Source organism: Streptococcus symci (assembly GCF_006385165.1).
Lineage (GTDB): Bacteria > Bacillota > Bacilli > Lactobacillales > Streptococcaceae > Streptococcus > Streptococcus symci.
The window spans coordinates 832,453-851,365 of record NZ_VFJA01000001.1 but is presented as its reverse complement, the minus strand read 5'-3'; the positions used below and the strand labels follow the sequence as shown (position 1 = coordinate 851,365).

At 39.5% G+C, this 18,913-nt stretch carries 17 protein-coding genes; 3 read left to right on the top strand and 14 right to left on the bottom strand.

Annotation, left to right across the window (positions count from 1 at the left end; genetic code table 11):
* Positions 1-4: 4 nt before the first annotated feature.
* Positions 5-877 (bottom strand): iron uptake system protein EfeO, encoded by an 873-nt coding sequence (gene efeO / locus FJN11_RS04115; protein WP_125430024.1) that lies wholly within the window; start codon positions 875-877, stop codon positions 5-7.
* 186 nt (positions 878-1,063) lie between these two features.
* Between efeO and FJN11_RS04110 the strand changes: the two genes are divergently transcribed.
* Positions 1,064-1,363 carry a YbaB/EbfC family nucleoid-associated protein gene (locus FJN11_RS04110; protein ID WP_000981526.1) on the top strand — a complete coding sequence of 100 codons (300 nt, stop codon included), beginning with the start codon at positions 1,064-1,066 and terminating at the stop codon, positions 1,361-1,363.
* A gap of 169 nt (positions 1,364-1,532) precedes the next feature.
* Here FJN11_RS04110 and FJN11_RS04105 read toward each other — a convergent pair whose 3' ends face one another.
* The 7 genes from FJN11_RS04105 to FJN11_RS04075 all read right to left on the bottom strand — a co-directional run bounded on the left by FJN11_RS04105 (position 1,533) and on the right by FJN11_RS04075 (position 11,479).
* Complete coding sequence (locus FJN11_RS04105; RefSeq protein ID WP_000631543.1) at positions 1,533-2,393, bottom strand: methionyl aminopeptidase; 861 nt, start codon at positions 2,391-2,393, stop codon at positions 1,533-1,535.
* A 15-nt stretch (positions 2,394-2,408) separates the two neighbouring features.
* Positions 2,409-3,686, bottom strand: a complete 1,278-nt coding sequence (gene spxR / locus FJN11_RS04100; protein WP_140224127.1) for a CBS-HotDog domain-containing transcription factor SpxR — start codon at positions 3,684-3,686, stop codon at positions 2,409-2,411.
* Positions 3,679-4,230 (bottom strand): GNAT family N-acetyltransferase, encoded by a 552-nt coding sequence (locus tag FJN11_RS04095; protein ID WP_042751287.1) that lies wholly within the window; start codon positions 4,228-4,230, stop codon positions 3,679-3,681. The genes spxR and FJN11_RS04095 overlap by 8 nt, the downstream gene beginning before the upstream one ends.
* A gap of 15 nt (positions 4,231-4,245) precedes the next feature.
* Positions 4,246-5,505, bottom strand: coding sequence for a UDP-N-acetylglucosamine 1-carboxyvinyltransferase (locus FJN11_RS04090; RefSeq protein WP_042751288.1), 1,260 nt, complete (start codon positions 5,503-5,505; stop codon positions 4,246-4,248).
* A 219-nt stretch (positions 5,506-5,724) separates the two neighbouring features.
* The gene (gene pyk / locus FJN11_RS04085) at positions 5,725-7,230 is read right to left on the bottom strand and encodes a pyruvate kinase (RefSeq protein ID WP_004259601.1); all 1,506 of its coding nucleotides are present in this window, start codon (positions 7,228-7,230) and stop codon (positions 5,725-5,727) included.
* A 58-nt stretch (positions 7,231-7,288) separates the two neighbouring features.
* Complete coding sequence (pfkA, locus tag FJN11_RS04080) at positions 7,289-8,296, bottom strand: 6-phosphofructokinase (protein ID WP_000820863.1); 1,008 nt, start codon at positions 8,294-8,296, stop codon at positions 7,289-7,291.
* Positions 8,297-8,377: 81 nt separating this feature from the next.
* The gene (locus tag FJN11_RS04075) at positions 8,378-11,479 is read right to left on the bottom strand and encodes a DNA polymerase III subunit alpha (RefSeq protein ID WP_181146386.1); all 3,102 of its coding nucleotides are present in this window, start codon (positions 11,477-11,479) and stop codon (positions 8,378-8,380) included.
* Between the two features lie 288 nt (positions 11,480-11,767).
* Here FJN11_RS04075 and FJN11_RS04070 point away from each other — a divergent pair, with 288 nt between their 5' ends.
* Positions 11,768-14,041: a Xaa-Pro dipeptidyl-peptidase gene (locus FJN11_RS04070; protein WP_140224125.1), complete on the top strand. Its 2,274-nt coding sequence runs from the start codon at positions 11,768-11,770 to the stop codon at positions 14,039-14,041.
* A gap of 16 nt (positions 14,042-14,057) precedes the next feature.
* Positions 14,058-14,528 carry an arginine repressor gene (locus tag FJN11_RS04065; RefSeq protein ID WP_049550725.1) on the top strand — a complete coding sequence of 157 codons (471 nt, stop codon included), beginning with the start codon at positions 14,058-14,060 and terminating at the stop codon, positions 14,526-14,528.
* 43 nt (positions 14,529-14,571) lie between these two features.
* Here the strand turns inward: FJN11_RS04065 and FJN11_RS04060 are convergent, their stop codons facing one another.
* The 6 genes from FJN11_RS04060 to cpoA form a co-directional block, all read right to left on the bottom strand.
* The gene (locus FJN11_RS04060; protein ID WP_007284777.1) at positions 14,572-14,730 is read right to left on the bottom strand and encodes a hypothetical protein; all 159 of its coding nucleotides are present in this window, start codon (positions 14,728-14,730) and stop codon (positions 14,572-14,574) included.
* Positions 14,731-14,739: 9 nt separating this feature from the next.
* Complete coding sequence (gene obgE / locus FJN11_RS04055; RefSeq protein ID WP_049552528.1) at positions 14,740-16,050, bottom strand: GTPase ObgE; 1,311 nt, start codon at positions 16,048-16,050, stop codon at positions 14,740-14,742.
* A 62-nt stretch (positions 16,051-16,112) separates the two neighbouring features.
* A complete protein-coding gene (locus tag FJN11_RS04050) occupies positions 16,113-16,247 on the bottom strand; it encodes a DUF4044 domain-containing protein (RefSeq protein WP_000863852.1) in 135 nt (44 codons plus the stop codon).
* Positions 16,248-16,305: 58 nt separating this feature from the next.
* Positions 16,306-16,482 carry a PspC domain-containing protein gene (locus tag FJN11_RS04045; protein ID WP_140224201.1) on the bottom strand — a complete coding sequence of 59 codons (177 nt, stop codon included), beginning with the start codon at positions 16,480-16,482 and terminating at the stop codon, positions 16,306-16,308.
* A gap of 29 nt (positions 16,483-16,511) precedes the next feature.
* Positions 16,512-17,837 (bottom strand): glycosyltransferase family 4 protein, encoded by a 1,326-nt coding sequence (locus FJN11_RS04040; protein ID WP_140224124.1) that lies wholly within the window; start codon positions 17,835-17,837, stop codon positions 16,512-16,514.
* A 15-nt stretch (positions 17,838-17,852) separates the two neighbouring features.
* A complete protein-coding gene (cpoA, locus tag FJN11_RS04035; protein WP_246039357.1) occupies positions 17,853-18,896 on the bottom strand; it encodes an alpha-galactosylglucosyldiacylglycerol synthase in 1,044 nt (347 codons plus the stop codon).
* Positions 18,897-18,913: the final 17 nt, after the last annotated feature.

Here is an 18,913-nt window from a genome sequence, read left to right as displayed (position 1 = left end):
ACTCTTACTCTCCACTAAGAAATTTACCCATTTGTGACAGAGGTTCACCAAGTTTTGTCACAGCTTCTGACAATTCTTTGGTATCTTCTTTTGTCAAATCTGTATAAAGTTTGTAGTGTTCCTTGTCGGTCATGTGTTTGTCCAACAAGCTATTAACAGATTTGAAATCTGCTTCCAATTCTTTAACTAGGTTAGCGTCTGATTTTTCAAGCAAAGGTTTAAAGAGTTGGAAAATCTTCTCAGCACCCTCAATATTGGCACGGAAATCATACAAGTCTGTGTGAGAATAAATTTCCTCTTCACCTGTAATCTTGCTTGTTGCTACTTCGTTAAGCAAGTCAACTGCTCCAGTCAACATGACCTTGTAGTCCACATCCACAGTTGCAATCTTGGCTTTCAATTCCTTGATATCATTGACCAACTGATCGCCGTAGCTTTCAGTTCCTTTAGTTGTATTGTCTTCCCAAAGGATACGCTCGATACGGTGGAAACCTGACCAACCTTCCTCTGTCTTGTTTTCGTCCATGTAGTCTGCCAAACGGAAGTCAATCTTGACATCTGACTCACCAAAACTTTCAGCAATCGGTTCTGAACGCTCATAAGACATACGAATCAGTGGATAAACCTTCTTAGCTTCTTCTAACTTACCTTCTTTCAAAAGTTTGACAAAGCCTTCCGTATCTGTCAACAGTTTATCAATTTGCTCTTGTACAAAAGTCTTATATTCAGCAGTGACCTTATCAAGCATTTTCTGCTTATCTTCAGACAAGGCTGTCACCTTGGACGAATCACTTGTGTTACTTGGCTTAGATTGATTATTAGCACAAGCTGTCAATAGCAAGGCTGAAGATAAAAGGACAAAACCTAGTTTTTTCATTGTTTACTCCTATTGGTTCAGGAAACCTGAATTAATTTTACGTTTCATTATAGCATGTTTTCACTCATTTTTCAATAAATTTTCAGACAATTTAATGTTAAGTAATTTATACTAATAATAGACTTTTAACCTCAAAATTGATAAAATAGGAAGGAAAATAATTGTAAAAGGAAACTATAAAACACTATGATGAACATGCAAAACATGATGCGCCAAGCACAAAAACTTCAAAAACAAATGGAACAAAGTCAAGCTGAACTTGCGGCTATGCAATTTGTTGGCAAATCTGCTCAAGACCTTGTCCAAGCGACCTTAACTGGAGATAAGAAAGTTGTCAGCATTGACTTCAATCCAGCTGTCGTTGACCCAGAAGACCTTGAAACTCTTTCTGATATGACCGTTCAAGCAATCAACTCTGCTCTTGAACAAATCGATGAAACTACCAAGAAAAAACTGGGTGCTTTCGCTGGGAAATTGCCATTCTGAGCATAAGAAAAAAGCTCCATAATATCTGTAGATAAGTCTCCTACAGATATTATGGAGCCTATTTTGTTGTCTTCAAAAGCCTGAAAACATCAATACAATGCGTTTATTTTATATGAAAAGATCTACTGAATTTTTCAAAATAAACTTCCAGTAGTCTTTTCACTTTTTATTAATAAGTTCCTTCTTCACCTTGACTAGTCAAGATAACTGGTCCATCTTTAGTAATCACGAATTGGTGTTCATATTGACAAGATAAACCACCGTCAATGGTCTTATGCGCCCAGCCAGTTTTCATATCTGTATCAATTTCCCAGTCACCTGTATTGATCATTGGTTCAATGGTCAATACCATTCCTTCACGGAGACGAAGCCCACGACCAGCAATACCATAGTTAGGAACCATTGGTTCTTCGTGCATGGTTGGACCAACACCATGACCAACCAAATCACGTACTACACCGTAACCACGACTTTCAGCGTATTCTTGAATAGCTGCACCAATATCACCAATACGATTTCCAACAACAGCTTGCTCGATTCCCTTGTACATAGCTTCTTTGGTTACATCCATCAAGTTTTTCACTTCTTCGGACGGCGTACCAACAGCATAAGCCCAACATGAGTCTGCTAGGCCACCAGAGTAGCTCTGGGTGTATTTTTTCATTTGCTCCACATTGTTGAAGTTTAGTTTTGAGACATTCAGGTCAGATTTCGCAATAGGACCTCCCAAAACCATATCAACCTTGAGCAAATCACCATCTTTCAAGATATAGTGACGAGGGAAAGCGTGAGCTACTTCATCGTTAAGAGAGCAACAAGTAGCATAAGGATAGTCCATCATGGCACCGTCAACCCCAATCTGAAGTGGAAGGAAATTTTCTTCCTTACAACGACGGCGAACGTATTCTTCAACTTCCCACATATCTACTCCAGGCTTAATCAAATCACGCAAGCCGATATGAATACTTGCTAGAAAATCACCGGCCTTATCCATAGCTTCAATTTCACGAGCTGATTTTAATGTTATCATTTTTTCTCCTAGTTTCTAATTAATTTTAACGGTTACATTTGCTTTTGAAACAATCTGATGCCCATGATAAATATCGTAATCAATAATAGCTGACCGTCTCGTATGATGGATAATGCGTGCTTGAATGCGCAATATATCATCTATCTGAACAGCCTGCAAAAAGTAGATTAGCATCTGCTCGATAATAAGATTGCGACCACTATTAACAACCAAATCTTGAGTCATATGGGTCAGAATTTCTGCCAATACTCCATTAGCCAAAACACCGTTCTTCTCTAGCATAAAGGGTTCCACTGTAATCACTACTTCATCATGGTGATAAGAAAGTTTTTGACCAATCTGCTCAGAAAAAGTTGGTAGAGCCGAAACTTGGGAACGACTCATCTTCTCCATGACATCTCGTCTGGTTACAACCCCAAGCAAGGTTTGATTATTACGAACAACTGGTACCATTTCAAAATCTTCAGCAATCATCCGTTGACTCACATTGGCAATATTTGTAGATAATCCAACTAAAAATAGACTACGAGACATGACCTTATCAATTGTTGTACTTGGTGACTTATCACCAGCATCTCTCATAGTAACAACCCCAACAACAACCTGATGTTGATTAATAACAGGGAAACGACTACTACGATTCTTACGTACCAAGTCCAAATAATCTTTAACAGTGTCAGTCTCTCTCAAAAAACCATACTCATGACTCGGACGGTACAGTTTCTCAACTGTCAGAATATCAGTCTTGATTTGTACATTTGACAGGGCTTTATTTATCATGGTCGCAATGGTAAAAGTGTCATTCTTGCTTCTCAAAACAGGAATCCCTTTTTGATTGGCCAGTTTAAGCACATCATCATGAACCTGAAATCCACCTGTAACCAGAACTGCATTTTCATTTTCCAGCGCTAGTAATTGGATACGGGTACGGTCTCCGACAATTAAAAGCCCCCCATCATGAAGGTAAGATAAGATATTTTGCTCAGTCATGGCACCGATTGAGAACTTACTAAATTCTCTCTCTAAACCTTCTTGACCAGCCAGAACCTCAGAAGAAGTCACTTCTGCAATTTCAGCAAACGTTAATCTCTCTATAGCAACTCTCTGAGATTTAACACGGATAGTACCACTTCTTGGGCGAGTCTCTACAATTCCACGATTTTCAGCTTCTTTAATGGCCCGATAAGCCGTTCCATCACTGACTCCTAGATGGTTGGAAATGCTTCGAACACTGACCCTTTTACCAATCGGTAATTCTTCCAAATAACTTAGAATTTCTTGGTGTTTACTCATTAATTTCTCCCTTTACAAAGCGAAACTCAAGATAATCACGCATTTTCCTCGTATAGCGATCACTTCCTTTAAACTGACGAATCAAGCGAAATCCAGCCTTAAGAGCAACTCGTTGACTGGCTTCATTTTCGAGATGGGTTATAATAGATAATTGTTTTAAACCAAATTCCTCAAAAGAAAGCTGACAAAGTTTTTTAACAACTTCTGTCATAAAACCTTGAGACCATGAATCTCTTCTTAAAAAATAACCAAGTTCTGCTTCTTTTTTAATTTCATCTAGCTTTTCAAACTTAATTGAACCAATCATTTTTTCAGTTTTCTTGTCACAAATAGCCCATACACCTAAAGGAGCCTTCATAAAATAATTGGCCAGTGCATATTGACTCTCTTCCAAACTAGCTTGACTTGGAAAAATGAATTGTAAATTTTCTGGATTTGAAGCTATCTCATGGAAGTCCTGACTATCACTAAAAAAGAAAGGACGCAAATACAAGCGATCCGTTTCAAAAAAAGAAAACATTGCTAATTTGGTCCAAATATTCATAAACACCTCTACGGTTTATTCTTCAACAAGTGTAATATCCGCTCCTAGATTACGTAATTTTTCAATAATATCTGAATAACCACGTAAGATGAACTCAATATTTGTAATTTCAGTTTTGCCTTCAGCCATTAAACCAGCAATGACAAGTGCGGCCCCAGCTCTAAGGTCAGTAGCTTTTACATTTGCACCACGCAAAACACGTCCACCAGTATATAAAATATGGTCGTTTGTAGTCGTAATATCCGCGTCCATCTTTGCTAGTTCAAAAACATGGTTTACACGTTTTTCATAAATGGTATCAATAATGGTACCACGCCCTTCTGCTGTTAACAAGAGAGGAGTAATTGGTTGTTGCAGGTCAGTAGCAAAGCCTGGGTAAGGAGCTGTCTTAATATTGATTGCTTTCAAATTAGACTGTTCCTCAACAAAAATACTGTCTTCAGATACAGTCATTCGTACTCCCATTTCTTCCAACTTAGCAATAAATCCTTCTAAGTGTTCATAAAGAACATTATTAATACGAATTCCCTTACCAACTGCAGCAGCTAAGGAAATGTACGTTCCCGCTTCAATACGGTCTGGAATCACCTGATGACGCGTTCCATGTAATCTGTCAACACCATCAATAATGATAATATTGGTTCCAGCACCACGGATATGAGCCCCCATATTATTCAAGAGAGTAGCAACGTCAATAATCTCAGGTTCTCGGGCTGCATTTTCAATAATAGTACGACCATTTGCTTTAACCGCAGCAATCATTGTATTAATCGTCGCACCTACACTTACCGTATCCATGTAAATACTTGCACCATGAAGTCCCACATCTTTAGCAGATAACTTCATGTTATCACCCTCGTAGCTAACAGTGGCTCCCATAGCTTCAAAAGCCTTAAGATGTAAGTCAATAGGACGTGGTCCCAAATCACATCCTCCAGGTAAACCAACTGTAGCTTCCCCAAAGCGACCTAAAAGACTTCCATAAAAATAATAAGATGCACGAAGACTATTGATTTTCCCATAAGGCATTGGAATATTTTGAACACCTCTTGGATCAATCTCTAACACATCGTCATAACGCTTAACGGTAGCGCCCATCAATTCCATAATTTCGACAAGACTGGCAACATCCGAAATATCTGGAACACAATCCAAAGTCACAACATCATCTGCCAAGATAATAGCTGGAATCAAAGCTACAACACTATTTTTTGCACCACTAATGGTAATCTCACCTTGCAGGGGCAAGCCACCATTGATAACAATTTTTCTCATTTTAAATTTTTAATACTCTTTCAAAATTTCTAAAAAGGTCCTACGTTAAAGTATACCATAATTTCACCTTTTTTTCCATCATTTTCAATTATATTAGCTGAATCGTATTTGTATTAACTGGCCTTTTTTAAAAAATTTTGCCCCTTATTTGCCCCCTGCTACAAAAAAACCTATCATACAGGCTAGAAAGCTTGATATGATAGGCTTTTTTCATTTTAATTAACGTACTGTACGGATACGCATTGTGTTTGTACGTACAGCTTCTCCAACTGGTACACCAGCTACGATAACGATATCGTCACCAGATTGTACAAGACCAGCTTCAACTGCTTTACGTTCAGCAATTTCGAACATATCATCAGTTGATGATGGAGCATCTGTCAACATTGGGATAACACCCCAGTTCAACATCAATCCACGTTCTGTCAATTCGTCGAATGTCAATGCCAAGATGTCAGCATTTGGACGGTATTTAGAGATCAAACGTGCAGTGTGACCTGTCTTAGTAAGAGTTACAACCAATTTAATGTCCATTGAGTTAGTAGCATCTTTAACAGCTGAAGCCATTACTTCTGTCTTAGAGTTACGTTCAAATGAATCTGAGTTCAAACGACCGTATTCGTTAAGAAGTGTCTGAGCGTTCTTGTCGATTGTAGCCATTGTAGTTACTGACTCAAGTGGGTATTTACCGTTTGCAGACTCACCTGAAAGCATTGTAGCATCAGTACCGTCGATAACAGCGTTGAATACGTCTGATACTTCTGAACGAGTTGCACGTGGTTTTTCAGTCATTGTTTCAAGCATGTTTGTTGCTGTGATAACAACTTTACCTGCAGCATTGACTTTCTTGATAATCATTTTTTGGTAAACTGGAACCATTTCGAATGGTACTTCGATACCCATGTCACCACGAGCGATCATGATACCATCAGCAGCTTCGATGATTTCATCCAAGTTGTCGATACCTTGTTGGTTTTCGATTTTAGCGAACAATTGAACGTGTCCGTTTCCAGTTTCTTTACAGATTGCACGAACTTCGTTCACGTCTTTTGCAGTACGTACGAATGAAATCGCGATGAAGTTAATTCCTTGTTCAAGACCAAAGCGGATATCGTCGTTATCACGTTCAGCAAGAGCTGGGAAAGGAATTTTAGTGTTAGGGATGTTAACACCTTTTTGTTTAGCAATTACACCATCGTTTTCAACTTCAACTTCAAACTCACGAGTTGCGTCATCTTTAGCAACCACACGAAGACCAAGTTTACCATCGTCAACCAAAACTTGACGACCAACTTCAACATCATCATAGATATCAAGAGCACCAGCAACGTTCAATGCGATCACATCACGAGTTGATTTGATTCCTTGTTTAGTAGCAACACGGATTTTTTCACCAGTTGTGTAAGAGTACTCTTTTGCATCTCCTTCAAACAATTCAGTACGAATTTCTGGTCCTTTTGTATCAAGAAGGAAACCAACTTTTTTACCTGCAAGTTTTTCAGCAAGTTTAACAGTTGCCATACGGTCACCTTGCTCTTGGTGGTCACCGTGTGAGAAGTTGAAACGGAATGTGTTAGCACCAGCTTCGATCAATTTAGCAATGTTTTTAGCTGAAGCTTCAACATCAAGTTTTTCACCCCAGTATCCGTCATCACCAAATTTTTTACCACCACGGATTTCTACCGCAGGTCCCAAAGTTGCAACGATTTTTACACGTTTGTTCATGATTTTTGTGACTCCTTTATATATATGACCTTTTTGGTCTTATTAACTAAATTATAAATTATGATAAGCTCTTATTCAAGCTAGATAGCTCAAGGTCAGCTTTATGTGGGTTGTTAACCACAATCTTACCATCTGCAGTAAGGCTAAACAATGCTCCTTCTTCTGCAGTTCCAAGAATTGGGTTTTCAACCATTTTCTCGTTACGGATACCAACCGCAACACCACCGATACCTTCTTTAAGAAGTTTAACGGCATGTGCACCCATACGTGATGCCAAAACACGGTCACGCGCAGTTGGAGAACCACCACGTTGAATATGTCCAAGTTCTGTCACACGAAGGTCGCTTGTATCTCCAGCTTCTTTAAGTTTTTGACCAAATTCAGCTGCTGACATCACACCTTCTGCCAAGACGATGATATTGTGTTTTTTACCACACTCGTAACCACATTTAATGCTTTCTACAATATCTTCAATCTTGAATCCTTCTTCAGGAATGATGATTTCATCAGCACCAGTTGCAATACCAGCCCAAAGAGCGATATCACCTGCGTTACGTCCCATAACTTCGATAACAAATGTACGACGGTGACTTGATGATGTATCACGAATCTTATCGATAGCATCCATAGCAGTAGTAACCGCTGTGTCAAAACCGATTGTGAAGTCAGTACCAACAATATCGTTATCGATTGTACCAGGAAGACCGATAGCTGGGAAGCCATGTTCAGTCAAACGCATAGCACCGTGGTAAGATCCGTCACCACCGATAACAACTACACCTTCAATCCCGTGTTTTTTCAATTGCTCAATCCCTTTAAGTTGCCCTTCAAGTTGAGCGAACTCTGGGTAACGAGCTGAGTGAAGGAAAGTACCACCACGAGAAATGATGTCTCCTACTGAAGCCGCATCTAGGGGATGAATTTCACCGGCAACCATACCAGCATATCCATCATAGATACCAAATACTTCCATTCCTTCTGAAATTGCTTGACGAACAACTGCGCGGATGGCAGCGTTCATACCAGGGGCGTCTCCACCACTAGTCAAAACAGCAATACGTTTCATATTGGTTATGCTCCTTTTTCTTTTAACATTCTTACTGATTATATCACATTTAATTGGAAAATTCTTCTATTTTCCGTAATTTTAGCGATAAATCGTTTTCATAACGATTCCAGCTAATTTCGCTTCTAATTCAGTGGATTTAGCTACAAAATGGTTGGGAGAAACAATTGTTCTTTGTTCCTCTTCATACCTGATAATGACTGGGATTGGGCCTTTATACTGGTCTAAAATTCTCGAAATTTCTTGATTCGAATCATGATTTTTCACCTGAATCCAAAAGCGCTCAGCCACTGCTTCTCTTATTTCTTGTGCAATCATTTGCAGACGACCGTCACGTGACTGAACTTTCCCTTTAATATAGTAGAAGGCTCCCTCTCTTACTTCCTGCCCAATCTGTCGATATAAGTCTGAGAAGAGGGTAACATCCAATTTTTTCTTACTATCATCTACCTGTAAGAATGCCATGTTTTCACCCTTTTTGGTCCGAATCACTTTTATTTTCTGAATTTCAACCAATATAATGGCGTGACTATTTTCTGACAAATTTCCGATTGGTGTAATTGGGTAGATAGCCTTACTTGAAATAGCTTGTAAGGGATGTTTGCTAACTCCTACCCCTAGAAACTCTTGTTCCATATAGAATTTTTCTTGTTCTGTCCAATCTTCCGATTCCTGCCAACTATATATTGTATCACCGAACAAGCTTCCTAACTCTTTCACAAATTCAAATAGATTACCTAAATTATTAAATACTTTTTGGCGATTTTTTTCAAATGAATCGAAAAGACCAACTTTTACCAAAGGTTCTAGCAGAGGAAGTTTCAGATAATTCTCAGGTAATTTAGCTATAAAATCTTCAATGCTCGAATATGGTCTATTTTCAATAATCCAAAGCGCCAAATCCTTGCTGACTCCCTTAATCGACTTCAGACCTAGATAGATGGACTTGTTGGCAATTTTATCATGATAGGGAATGGTATTGATGGACAGAGGTGCTACTTCAAAGCCTGCTTCAAGAGCGTCTGTTAGGTAATCACTGTTGGAAGAATTCAGCATGACCTGATAAAAAATGGCTGGATAATGCGTTTTGAAATAGGCCAACTGGAAGGCCAAGGCTGAGTAGGCATAGGCGTGAGATCGGTTAAATCCATAACCTGCAAACTTCTCCATAACATCAAAGACCTGCTCTGCCTTTTCCCTAGTATGACCAGCTTCTATGGAACCTTGAATAAAGGAAGTCCTCATCTCATGCATAGCAGAGGCATCCTTTTTCCCCATAGCTCGACGCAAAATATCGGCCTTCCCAAGACTAAATCCAGCAAATCGCTGAGCAACCTGCATAACCTGCTCCTGATAGAGCATAATACCATAAGTTGGAGCCAAAATATCCTCCAGAGCTGGATCTAGAACAGTCACTTCTTCCTGCCCATGTTTTCTAGCTACAAAATTATTGATATAATCACTAGCACCTGGTCGATTTAGAGAAGTAGTTGCTACGACATCTTCAAAACAAACTGGTTGCACACGTTTTAGCAGGCGAATGGCACCAGGTTGTTCAAATTGAAAGATACCTTTTGTATTTCCAGAGGCAAAAAGAGCTAGCGTTTCTTTATCTTCCAAATCGATTTCTTCAATTTTCAAGTGAATATCTTCTGTTTCAGCAAGCAACTCTTGCATTTTCTGGACAAAGGTCAAATTTCTTAGTCCCAGAAAATCCATCTTCAAAAGTCCACTTGCTTCAACTCCATGAGCATCATATTGAGTCAGTGGAATTTCGTCACCATGCTTTAGTGGGATATAGTCTGTCAAATCTTGGTCACTGATTACAACACCAGCCGCATGGACAGAGGTTTGTCTTGGATATCCCTCAATCTTGCAGGCAATTTCAAAGGCTTTTTGGTATTCTAACTTACTATTGATTTGCTGACGAAACTGGAGATTCCCCTCATAGGCCGACTTGAGATTATCACGAAAACTGATTTTCTTGGTAATTGCAGATAATTCATACTCTGGCACACCAAAACGTTTCAAGACGTCACGTAAAGCTTGCTTGGCCCCAAAGGTCGAAAAAGTAACGATTTGAGCCGCATGTTTACTGCCATATTTATTACCAACATATCTGATAAAATCTAGACGATAAATATCTGGAATATCAATATCAATATCAGGCATGGTATAGCGTTCACGATTTAGGAAACGTTCAAAAATCAGATTTTTCTCTACTGGGTCAATCCCTGTGATGTCCAAGGCATAAGAAACCAAGCTACCAACTGCAGAACCCCGTCCCATACCCATATAATAGCCATTCGAACGTCCAAAACGCAGCAAATCCCAAACAACCAAGAAATAATCATCAAAGCCCATATCATGAATAACAGCCAATTCTTGGTCTAGACGGTCTTGATATTCTTTACCAGTTAACCCCTTCTGAGCAAGCCCCAATTCAGCACGTTCTCTCAACTCTTCTACTGCTGGCCTAGCAGGATTAAAACGAGGCAATTTTAAACTAGTATCCAAGTCATAAGAAATACCTGAAATAAGCTTTTCTAAGTTTTCCAAGGCTTGAGGAAAACGTTCTTGGAATAGTTTCTCTAAAGAACCTGCTGATATAAAAACCTCTTGTCTCGAACGCAAAGGAACTTCTCTGAGCGGTAGATTTTCTTTAATCGCTGTTAATACTTGAAGAACCTCTCTATCCTTACTTTCAAATGTATTGACCCGATACAATGGCAAAATAGGATGGTGAAATTCGCTTGCTAGTGTTTCCGGGTAAACCCCTATATAGTAATCACAGCCTAGATTTAACAACTCAAGCTCTTCAAAATAAGGCACAATTACCGCAATATCCTCTAGATACTGAGATAGAACTGACCAACTTTTCTCCCCCTGCATCTTGGCTGTTGAAAGCTTCATCAACTGCTGATAGCCTACACTAGATAGAGCTAGAAAGCGCAAATTCACATCCTTATCATCTACAAGCACATTCATTTCAAGCCCTAACAAAGGATGAATGCCGTATTTTTTTGTAACCTCTAGAAAATCGAAAGCCCCGTAAAGATTGTCAATATCCATCATAGCCAGATGAGTGTAGCCATAGTCTTTTGCTGCTCTCACATACTTGTCAATCGAAATGACACTCTCCATAAAACTATAGACTGTTTTTGTATCTAGTTGTGCGATCAATTTACACTTCTCCTCTATCGTTCTCACTATATTATACCATTTTCTTAAAATTTCTATTACTATTACTGATGCTTTAATATCTAATAGCTCAAATCATAGTTGACTAGACAATCCTTGCACGATTTTTAACAGTATCACTAATATTTTTGTATTTAGGCTTATCATTTTACATGTTTATTTCATAAATACTCATTTTTATTTATTATAATTTCTGTTGATTTTTATAGTTTCTTTTCTCTCTATTTTTTGATATAATAAATGTAATATATTTCATAAATAGGAGGTCTTATGCGTTTTAATCAATTCAGCTATTTAGCACTACCTAGAGATACAATTATCTTTGAATTAAAAAAGTATGGATTTGATTTACCAGTCAACATTACAAATAAACAAATGCTTGAAGCGTTTCTTATTCGTTTCTTTTTCAATTTTAAAAACAGCTCCTATCCTCTATCCAGTTTAGCAGTTGATAAAGAAACTGACTTATTGACATTTTTTCAATCAGATAAAGAGTTGACTGCAGATATTTTCTATACTGTATCTTTCCAACTTTTAGGTTTTTCTTATTTGGTTGACTTTGAAGACAGTGAAGTTTTTCGTAAAGAGACTGGCTTTCCCATTATATATGGTGACTTGATTGAAAATCTCTATCAGTTACTCAATACTCGCACCAAAAAGGGAAAAACTCTTATCGACCAACTTGTCAGTGACGGTCTTATTCCTGAGGATAATGACTATCACTACTTTAACGGCAAAAGTTTAGCAACTTTTTCTAGCCATGATGTCATTCGAGAAGTCGTTTACGTTGAGTCTCGTGTCGATACTGACCAAAAAGGTCTACCAGATCTAGTCAAGGTCAGCATTATTCGTCCTCGTTATGACGGGCAAATCCCTGCTATCATGACAGCGAGTCCTTATCATCAGGGAACCAATGATAAAGCTAGCGACAAAGCACTTTACAAGATGGAGGGCGAACTCGAGGTTAAACCTACTCACAAGATTGAGCTAGAAGAACCTCAACTAAATCTCGTCCAAGCCCAAGGTCAAGCTGAGCTTGTGTCAGAAGCTGAGGAAAAACTGACGCACATCAACGCTAGCTATAGTCTCAACGACTACTTCCTTCCACGTGGTTTTGCTAATCTATATGTTTCAGGTGTTGGTACAAAAGACTCCACAGGTTTCATGACTAATGGAGACTACCAGCAAATCGAGGCTTATAAAAATGTCATCGATTGGCTTAATGATCGTTGTCGTGCCTTCACCGACCACACGCGCCAGCGTCAAGTTAAGGCTGACTGGTCAAACGGAAAAGTAGCCACAACTGGACTTTCTTATCTAGGTACCATGTCCAATGGTCTTGCGACTACAGGTGTAGATGGTTTAGAGGTTATCATTGCCGAGGCAGGCATTTCTTCATGGTACAACTACTACCGTGAAAACGGTCTGGTAACTAGCCCAGGTGGTTACCCAGGTGAGGACTTTGATTCCCTTGCTGAGTTAACCTATTCTCGTAATCTCTTGGCTGGTGACTATATCCGTGGCAATGAAGCTCACCAAGCTGATTTGGAAAAGGTAAAAGAGCAACTGGATCGCAAATCTGGCGACTACAATCAGTTTTGGCATGACCGTAATTATCTACTCAATGCCCATAAGGTAAAGGCAGAGGTTGTCTTTACTCATGGTTCACAGGATTGGAATGTCAAACCACTTCATGTTTATCAGATGTTTCATGCCCTTCCTGCTCACATAAACAAGCATCTCTTTTTCCACAATGGCGCCCATGTGTACATGAACAACTGGCAGTCCATTGACTTCCGTGAGTCTATGAACGCCTTATTGACTAAGAAATTACTGGGAGAAGATACAGATTTCCAACTTCCTACTGTCATCTGGCAGGATAATACAGCTCCTCAGACTTGGTTATCACTTGATAACTTTGGTGGCCAAGAAAACTTTGAAACCTTCGCACTTGGTCAAGAAGAAAAAGTCATTCAAAACCAGTACTCAGATGAGGATTTTGAGCGCTATGGTAAAACCTACCAGACCTTCAATACAGAACTCTATCAAGGGAAAGTCAATCAAATCACTATTGACCTTCCTGTAACCAAAGATCTTCACTTGAACGGTCGTGCCCAACTCAATCTTCGTATCAAATCCAGCACAAACAAAGGGCTCTTATCAGCCCAACTGCTAGAATTTGGACAGAAAAAATACCTACAACCTTATCCAGCTGTTTTAAGTGCTAGAACCATTGACAACGGTCGCTACTACATGTTGGAAAATCTTAACGAATTGCCTTTTCGTGAAAATACACAACGCGTCGTGACAAAAGGCTACCTCAATTTACAAAATAGAAATGATTTACTGTTAGTAGAGGATATTAAGGCAGATGAATGGATGAATATCCAGTTTGAACTGCAACCAACTATTTACACGTTAAAAGAAGGAGATACTCTTCGTCTAGTCCTCTATACTACTGACTTTGAAATCACAATTCGTGACAATACCGCTTACCACCTGACTGTCGACCTCGCTCAGTCCACGCTTACCATACCTTACTGAAAGGAGTTACATTATTATGAATAAATCAGAACACCGCCACCAACTCATACGCGCTCTTGTTGCAAAAAACAAGATTCATACACAGGCTGAGTTGCAAGCCCTTCTTGCTGATAATGACATTCAAGTTACCCAGGCAACTCTCTCACGCGACATCAAAAATATGAACCTGTCAAAAGTCCGCGAAGAGGATAACTCTTACTACGTGCTCAATACAGGTTCTATCTCAAAATGGGAAAAACGCCTAGAAATTTACATGGAAGATGCTCTTGTCTTGATGCGCCCAGTTCAACATCAAGTCCTACTAAAAACCCTTCCTGGACTTGCTCAATCCTTTGGTTCTATCATTGATGCTTTGAGCTTCCCTGACGCTATCGCTACCCTCTGTGGCGATGATGTCTGCCTCGTAATCTGTGAAGATGCAGAAGCTGCTCAAAAATGCTTTGAAGAACTGAAAAAATTCGCCCCACCATTTTTCTTTGAAGAATAACAAAATTCCGTGTCTCATATGGCACGGAATCTTTTTATCTATTTTACTGAGATGGATTGTCTTTTTTAGTTCGTGCTAATCTCAGAGCACGATTTGGATTGAGACGATTAAATAGTTCTTCCAATTTCTTTTCATTCCAAACATCTGCGGCAGAAACAAAATTGCCATCCGCATCCCGGAAAGATATCGGTTTATCTCCCATATCAGTCTCCTAGTCTACAAATTCAAATTCAAATTTACCAATTCGTACCAAGTCACCGTCTTTAGCACCACGCGCACGAAGGGCTTCATCAACTCCCATACCACGTAATTGACGGGCAAATTTCATGACCGATTCGTCACGATCAAAGTTGGTCATATTAAAGAGTTTCATGAGTTTTTCACCAGAAAGCACCCAGGTCGCATCGTCATCACGACTAATTTCAAAGGCTTTTTCTTCCTCATCAAATCCATAGTAAGCTTCTTCTTCCATATCTGACTCATCATAAAGCAAGAATTCTGGTGTCTTGTCTAACAATTCAGCTGTAGCATCCAAAAGCGTAGCCAAACCTTGCTTGGTCAAACCAGATATTGGGAAGATAGCTGGTAACTCTTCAAATTCATCATAGTTTTCAGCTAATTTTTTCTTGAATTCTTCAAGATTTTCCTGACTCTCAGGCATATCCATCTTATTGGCTACAATAATCTGTGGACGCTCCATGAGACGGAGATTGTATGATTCCAGCTCTTTATTGATGGCAAGATAATCCTCATATGGATCACGCCCTTCGCTAGCTGACATATCAATGATATGAAGGATAACACGTGTACGTTCAATGTGACGGAGGAACTGAGTTCCCAAACCGACACCCTGACTAGCCCCTTCAATCAAACCTGGTAAATCAGCTACTGCAAAGGAGTCACCTGATTGGGTACGAACCATACCTAGATTTGGCACAATAGTCGTAAAGTGGTAGGCACCAATTTTAGGTTTAGCAGATGTGATAACACTTAAAAGTGTTGATTTACCTACAGATGGGAATCCTACTAAACCAACATCCGCAAGGATTTTAAGTTCTAACTGTAATTCACGTTCCTGACCTGGTTCTCCATTTTCAGAGATTTCAGGTGCAGGATTTTTCGGTGTCGCAAAGCGGATATTTCCACGACCACCGCGACCTCCGTGGGCAACGATAAATTCTTGACCATGTTCAATCAAATCTGTTAAAACTTTGCCAGTCTCGGCATCACGGACAGTCGTACCTTGTGGCACTCGAACTCTGAGATCCTCAGCACCACGCCCATGCATCCCTTTGGTCATTCCTTTCTCACCAGAATCAGCCTTGAAATGACGGTTATAACGGAAATCCATCAAGGTACGTAGTCCTTCGTCTACAACGAAGACTACATTACCTCCACGACCTCCGTCACCACCCCAAGGACCACCATTAGGGACATATTTTTCACGGCGAAAGGCAACCATGCCATCGCCACCATTACCAGCCTTGACCTTAATCTTGGCTGTATCTAAAAACATACTCATTTTTTCTTCTCACTTTAAAAAAGGGCTGGGAAATCCCAGTCACAAAATTTCTTAAATCTATTTTATAGATTACTGAGGGCACCAATTGCAGTTGCAAAAATCCCCAAAATACTTGCTACTAACATGATAAGTACGATAAGCAAGGTTAATTTCTCAAACATAGTTTTTTTACGTTTTCCATTATCTCCAAATGCCATTTTTATCTCCTTCGTTACATTCTATTTTCTATTATCTTAGCATGAATTTAGCTAGTTTTCAATAGTCACTTGCTACTGGGGCAATAATCCATAAAATGATATAAGCCACAATTCCTGCTCCGTAACCAAAAGCAAGAACACCCCATATTACACGAACAATAGTAGGATCTATATCAAAATAATAAGCCACACCGGCACAAACACCAGCAATCTTTTTATCACGACCACTTCTCATTAATTGTTTTTTCATAGCTGTTCCTCTTTCTATTCTTCATGGTCTTTCCAATAATCTCTTATGCTGATTAACTGTGTTTTTGAAGCCTTCAGCATACGTCTAGAGCCTTTTACGGGCACAGCAACCACCTGTTGTGGTAAATACAGAACTGTCTTAAAGATACGCTGGCTGACCGTATCATCTTTGGCTAAATCTTTCTGGAAATTATTTGAAATAATAGCATCCAGATAAAACTCATGCACTCGTTTCCCAAAGTTCTCGGCTGAAATCTCGTACAATTTCTCTGATAAGATATGCTCATCCATGTCCGGAGTCGCAATCAGGGCCTCCAGAATAGCTCCGGCCAAATCATGTTCTCCATAGTACAAGGTTCCAAACATTTTATCACTGATCAGATTGTCCAGATAAGGATTTCCGTGAGCAATGACAGGCGTTTCACTGGCCAAGCTTTCCAAGTATGTCAAACCTTGCGTTTCACTCGTCGAGGCCGAGATGAAGAAATTCGCCGCCTTATAATAAAGAGCTGTCTCACTAGGAGCAATCATCCCTGTAAAGATGACCGAGTCTTGAATCTCTAGTTTCTGGGCTTGCTCTTTAAGGTCATCCAGATAAGGACCATCCCCAGCAACCACCAGTTTGACCTTGTCTTCCTCTTTCAGAACTTCTGCAAAAGCTGCTAATACTGCTTGAATATTTTTTTCATAAGAAATTCTGGAAAGACTCAGCAACATCTGTTCGTCCTCTTGAATCCCTAATTTACTACGCAGTTCTTTTAGATTTTCTTGCTTGATTTCTGGACGCTCAAACTTGGCTAATTCAATCCCAGTTGGAATGACCCGTTTCTCAACCTTGACCTTATAGTCAGATAGCAAGTTACGGACAATCTCACTCGGGCAAATGACTCCATCCACATCATGCAAAAAACCTCTAACCAAATACTTGACCATACTAGGACGTATCAACATCCCCTTAGCAATATAATGCACGTAGTCTTCGTATTGGGTGTGATAGGTATGGATGACTGGAATCTTCAATTCACGCGCAATCCAAATCCCCAACAAGCCAAGAGAAAATTCTGTCTGAGTGTGGATAATATCTAGCTGATATTGTTTAGCAATTTCAAGAGCCTTGCTAAAACCTCGATAGGCAAAGCGGCGATCCTTAAAAGCAAAAAAAGGAACACTTGGAATGCGGATAATTTGCCAATCTTCATAGCGATTGACATCCTTATCTGTCGTCGTAAAGATAAAAACGGCGTGCCCTTGCTTTTCAAGCTCCGTTTTCAAAGTTCGAATACTGGTCGCAACACCTGAAACCTGAGGAAAATAGGTATCTGTAAATAAACCAATTCGCATAGATTACCTCTCTTTTTACTTTCTCCCTAAAGTGGCTTGTTTCTCATAAAAGTCCAACCAGATTTGTAACAGATGCTCTTCTGAATACTCTCTAGAAATATTCTTAGCCTTTTCTTTGAGATCTTTTAAGGCAGCTGGATTTGCTTGATATTCCAGAATAGCTTCTTTCATCTCTTCTCTATCTGCTGTCGCCCGATAATTTCCCTCCAAAATCACCTTATAAAGATCCAAATCACGTAGCATAATAGGAGCTTCACAACTAGCAGCCTCTAAAATAGTCATAGGAAAAAGCTCATTGTAACTAGGCAACAAGAAAAGGTCCGCTAGGGCATACAATTCGCGCATCCGCTCTGGCGACACGATACCTGGAAAAATCAAGTTTTTAGGGGGATTTTCCATTATTTTCTTATAGCGTTCATAGCCATCTGTCATGCCACCAAAAGAGAAACCACCCGCCCAGATAAAGGTAATGTGGGGTAATTCCTCAGCCAGACGGATAAAGTCATCAATTCCTTTGCGTTTCTGAACTTGCCCAGCACCTACTACGATAAACTGATTGTCACTAAGACCTAGACCTGTTCGCAGTCTCGCTATCTCTTCTTGTGGAAGGGGATGCCATTTTTCCTTGTTGACAAAGTTAGGAATATAGGTCACTTTTTCACGTGGAATACCAGCTGCCACCAAATCCTCAATAAACATAGGATTGACCACCACCAAGTGCTCCATCCGGTTGTAAAAAGAAAATACATAGCGTTTCACAATTCCCTTTAAGAAAAATGGAATTTTCAAACTCCCCTCAAGTGTATCAGGCAAGAAATGCACATAGCTAATTTTCCTTCCTGAGCGTTTCTTTTGGAATGTTGATAAATAATAGGGGAAATCAATCGTATGAAAGTGAGTCACATCTGCCTCGATTGGAAGATTTTCTGTAACAATCAATTGATCCTTGGCATCACGGTGAAGAAGACGAACTAATTCACGGTAAGCACCTGAAACTCCTTGTCCTGCTACTTTCTCACTTGAACTCAACATATTGATGCGTAATTTCTTTTTTTCCATAACTACTATTATATCAT